The organism is Kaistella sp., from assembly GCF_032060305.1.
Taxonomy (GTDB): Bacteria; Bacteroidota; Bacteroidia; order Flavobacteriales; family Weeksellaceae; genus Kaistella; species Kaistella yananensis.
In genome coordinates this window covers 1-3855 of record NZ_DAMBHK010000112.1, presented here as the reverse complement: position 1 = coordinate 3855, position 3855 = coordinate 1, and the positions used below count along the sequence as shown (strand labels likewise).

Genomic DNA, 3855 nt, shown 5'->3' with positions numbered 1-3855 from the left:
ACAGGTTCATTGAAATTTCCACCGTCTACTTTTTCAATTCTCCATCCTGTGATCGAATTAAAATACCTTACTTCACCCTGTGGCGAAGTCCATTCTCTTCCTCCGATGTTGATAGAAACCTTTACTTTATCTCCTTCTTTATAAGCATTAAGTAAATCACCTTTTTCTTTCAGAAACTCGATACTAATTGGTTGCGGGTACTGTTCTTCGGTCACAATAACCATTTCTCTTTTCTGAAAGCCGCTTGCAAACGTCTGAACGTCACCCAGTTTCTTTATAATTCCTTGTAATTCCATAATTGATTGTTAAAGGTGTAAAAGTAATAAATAAACGAGACAAAAAGAAGTTGGAAAATTAAAAACTTTAAAAATCTGAAAAAATGTAAAATTTTCTTGCTTTAAAAGAGAAAAAGTATTTATATTTGCACTCACAAAAAAAGAGAAGAAGTTATTTAGCGGATGTGATGTAATTGGTAGCCATGCCAGACTTAGGATCTGGTGCTGTGAGGCGTGTGGGTTCGAGTCCCTCCATCCGCACTTTTATTGCGAAAATAGCTCAGCTGGTAGAGCACGACCTTGCCAAGGTCGGGGTCGCGGGTTCGAATCCCGTTTTTCGCTCAACAATCTACCTGCCTTGGTGGTGGAACTGGTAGACACGCAGGACTTAAAATCCTGTATCCGCAAGGATGTACGGGTTCAAGTCCCGTCCGAGGTACTTTAAACGCTGTTAATCTTCATTGATTTGCAGCGTTTTTTGTTTTTTACCCACACCTTCGGCAAACATTTTGTAACTTTAAGATCATTAAAATTACAAAACATTATGGCAAATCACAATTTAAAAACCCTGTCCCAGGTAATCAATATCCTTAGGGAACGTGGCATTACCAGAGAGATCTGCATGACAGAAGACAAAAAGTTTATTTTGCAGGAAACAGATATCGCTTATGAGCCCACCGATTTATCCATCATAAAATCTTACCGATTTGAAGGCGACAGCAATCCGGAAGACAATGCGGTGCTGTATGTACTTCAGGATAAAAATGGTTTACACTCGATCATCATTGATTCTTATGGTGCAGAAAGTAATTACACCGGCGAAGAGTTCGATAATTTCCTGAGAAGCATTCCGATAAATGAGAGGGAAGATTTTATTTTAGAATAACACATATATCCGAAAATTAGTTTTCGGATTTTTTTCTGAAAAGATTCCGGAAAATGCCTTTTTCCTTTATATTTTCCTTTGTTTGCTGTACTTTTTCTTTTAATTCCTGTTTTGTTTCTTTCAAATCGGTCTTATTCTGCTCCAGTGCAGCTTTTGTATTTTCAACCGTAGTTTTCACTGTTTTTTCGGTGTTTTCTACATTTTTCCCAATCAGGGTTTTCTTCAGACCCAATTCGATGCCTTTCCAGAAAAGGTTAAAAAACGATTTTGTAGGATCGCGCTGAACATTTTCAACCGGAACCGAATCGGGGTACGTACCGGAATCTGTCTTCACAAAAATATTTGCTACAGCGGAAAGAACTTTATCTTTATCGCCCGTTGGTTTTAAGATCGAAACTCTTAAGTCTTTATGTTTCATATTTAAAGTTCCGTTCAGGCCTCTGTTGTTGCCTTTAAAACTGAAAATGAGATCCGAAATTAAACCTGTCGCACGAATTTTAAGATAAGGTTCAATAAAAGGGTTCACCCGTGACGCGGGCAAATCAGCAATATTGCCCGAAATCGAGAAATTATCGGTCATGCTGGCGGTATCCAAACTCCATTTTACGTTCATTGGGGAAGCATTCATAAACAAACAGGTGATATTTACGGGAATCTGGGTTGGTTTTCCCTTCATTTTGCCGGAGTTCAGGTTTTTCACATTCATATTGAAATGATTAAAAGTGAGTTTGCCCGGTCCGTCGCTTTTATGCGTATCTTCTTCATAAACCAAAACCGAATTTTTAATATCCGTATTCTGAATATATAAAGGAAACCCAATACTTCTGAGCAATTTTGAATACAGCGGTTTTTCTGACATATCATCTTTCGGAATTTTGCTGCGGAAAATATTCGCATTCATCCCGTTGAGTGTAATTTGCGAGGCGTTCAGAAATTTCTGAGGCGATAAAAAATCCCAGTTTCCATTCAGTGTTACAAGATCTGCTTTCACATCATACAGGTCTTTTTCAACAGGTATCATGCGGATGAACTGCGCGCGGGAAACTTTAGGCTTTAGGGCAAAATTTGAAATCTGAACCCCATTTTTCCCGAATTTCAGTAAAGAGGCCGAAAAGTTATAAAATTTCGTCCCGTAACTGAAATTTCTGGTAGTAACACTGTAAAAACCTGTTTTAAAAGGAACAGGATTTTTTATCGTACTCGAATTCATTTCGACCTGCTGAACCGTCGCATTTAAATCTTTAAAAATTAAAGGATTATTTCCTTTATCAACTGTCAGATTCGAGTTTTTTAGGGAGAGATTCTTAACCGTAAGCGGAAAATAAATTGATCTGAAGTCCGGTTTCTTTTTATTCTTGTTTGTTCCGGTAATAATTTTTCCGTTCAGACTATTGATCAGAACGTTCTGTACATTAAGCTTCAGTCTGTTTTCCACAAATTTCAACTCATTGATCTGTAGCTTTACCTTTTGAGCCGTTAAATCCAAAAGTGTCTTGTCTGATTTGGAAACGGTAGGTTTTATAGAAAAACTGCTGAGTTCTGCAGATTTTGGAGTGAGTGCCATTGCAGCAATCTTTACGTTTTCAGTTTCTGAAGAAAAACCGATGTTTTTTCCTGAAATATTGAAATCTGCGTACTGAAATGGCAGCGGCTGTTTTGAAGTATCGCCGTTCATCAAAAATTTATTGATGTTCAGGGTGATGTTTTCAACGTTCACCAGCGGAGTGCCGGCGGGTTTCAAAATGGAGATTTTCGCATTCTTCATCAATACCTCTTCCATATTTACCACGTAATTAAAATCTTTTTTCGTGGCAGGCGGTTTTACATTGGTGGTATAAATTTTAAGTTCCGGATCTTCAAACTCGGCATTCGCAAGTCTAATCTTGTTTCCGTTAAGTTCGATATCTTTAAACTGCATTTCCGAAGTTTTGAAAGCATAAAGATTTCTTTTTGAAGGGTAAAATTTCCTGAAATTAGCGTAAGACAGAAGCGGAGTTAAAGCAAACTCCTTAAGATTCATTTTTCCGTCTTTGGTCGTAATGTATTCCGTGGTGACTGCGTAAAGATTATCCGGTCTGAAGAAGAAATTTCTGCCGTTAATATCGTAACGGTCGAAAACCACAGGAAGTTTATTTTCCACGGCTTCTTCGGTCATCTGCAGATTTTCAACTTCGAGATTGAGGTCCTGTACGGAAAGAAATTTCTGTTTTGTATGTTTAAAAATCTGAATTGTGCCGCTGCTGATTTTCAGATTTTCGAAAACCACAGGATTCCGCTTTTTTCCTGTTTTATCGTCAATCGGTTTTGCGAGAATGATGTTGAGATTGGGATTCTTAAGAAGAAGATTAGAGCTGTTAATCCTTTTCCTGAAGAGCGCATCGTAAATCCCCAGCCGTGAAACTGAAAGCGTATCCACCGTCCCCTGTAACCTTATAACATTTTGATTTTCAGCATTTTTATTATTGACGGAAATTCCGGTGGCGTAAATATTTCCGGTGCCCAAATCCACATCCAGCGAGTGGTAAGAAATTTTGTAATCGGAATTGTTTTTAATATACCCGGGAAGTTTGCTTTTGAGCCAGAAATTAATTCCAAAATTAACTGCCAAAAAAAGCAGAAAAATAATTCCCAAAATCCTCAGTAAAATTCTAAAGTAGTTTTTCCTCATTTTTTTGAAGATTAAATTCTGTGCCA

Annotated in this window: 3 protein-coding genes and 3 tRNA genes; 4 read left to right on the top strand and 2 right to left on the bottom strand. The window is 37.7% G+C overall.

The window, feature by feature from the left end; translation table 11 throughout:
- Window positions 1-296: DUF3127 domain-containing protein (locus tag V5N63_RS11255; RefSeq protein WP_332034016.1), on the bottom strand; the 296-nt coding region annotated here is incomplete at its 3' end.
- A gap of 158 nt (window positions 297-454) precedes the next feature.
- On the opposite strand from V5N63_RS11255, the gene V5N63_RS11250 reads away from it, so the two are divergent.
- The 4 genes from V5N63_RS11250 to V5N63_RS11235 all read left to right on the top strand — a co-directional run bounded on the left by V5N63_RS11250 (window position 455) and on the right by V5N63_RS11235 (window position 1161).
- Window positions 455-536, top strand: a tRNA-Leu gene (locus tag V5N63_RS11250).
- An 8-nt stretch (window positions 537-544) separates the two neighbouring features.
- Window positions 545-617, top strand: a tRNA-Gly gene (locus V5N63_RS11245).
- Between the two features lie 13 nt (window positions 618-630).
- A tRNA-Leu gene (locus V5N63_RS11240) sits at window positions 631-714 on the top strand.
- Window positions 715-819: 105 nt separating this feature from the next.
- Window positions 820-1161 carry a hypothetical protein gene (locus V5N63_RS11235; RefSeq protein WP_332034015.1) on the top strand — a complete coding sequence of 114 codons (342 nt, stop codon included), beginning with the start codon at window positions 820-822 and terminating at the stop codon, window positions 1159-1161.
- 16 nt (window positions 1162-1177) lie between these two features.
- On the opposite strand, the gene V5N63_RS11230 is transcribed toward V5N63_RS11235, so the two are convergent.
- On the bottom strand, window positions 1178-3855 hold a 2678-nt coding region (locus V5N63_RS11230), incomplete at its 5' end, for a hypothetical protein (RefSeq protein ID WP_332034014.1).

Excerpts from the sequence above, each read along its gene's own strand:
- V5N63_RS11235 (WP_332034015.1), top strand. The coding sequence starts at position 820 with ATGGCAAATCACAATTTAAAAACCCTGTCCCAGGTAATCAATATCCTT.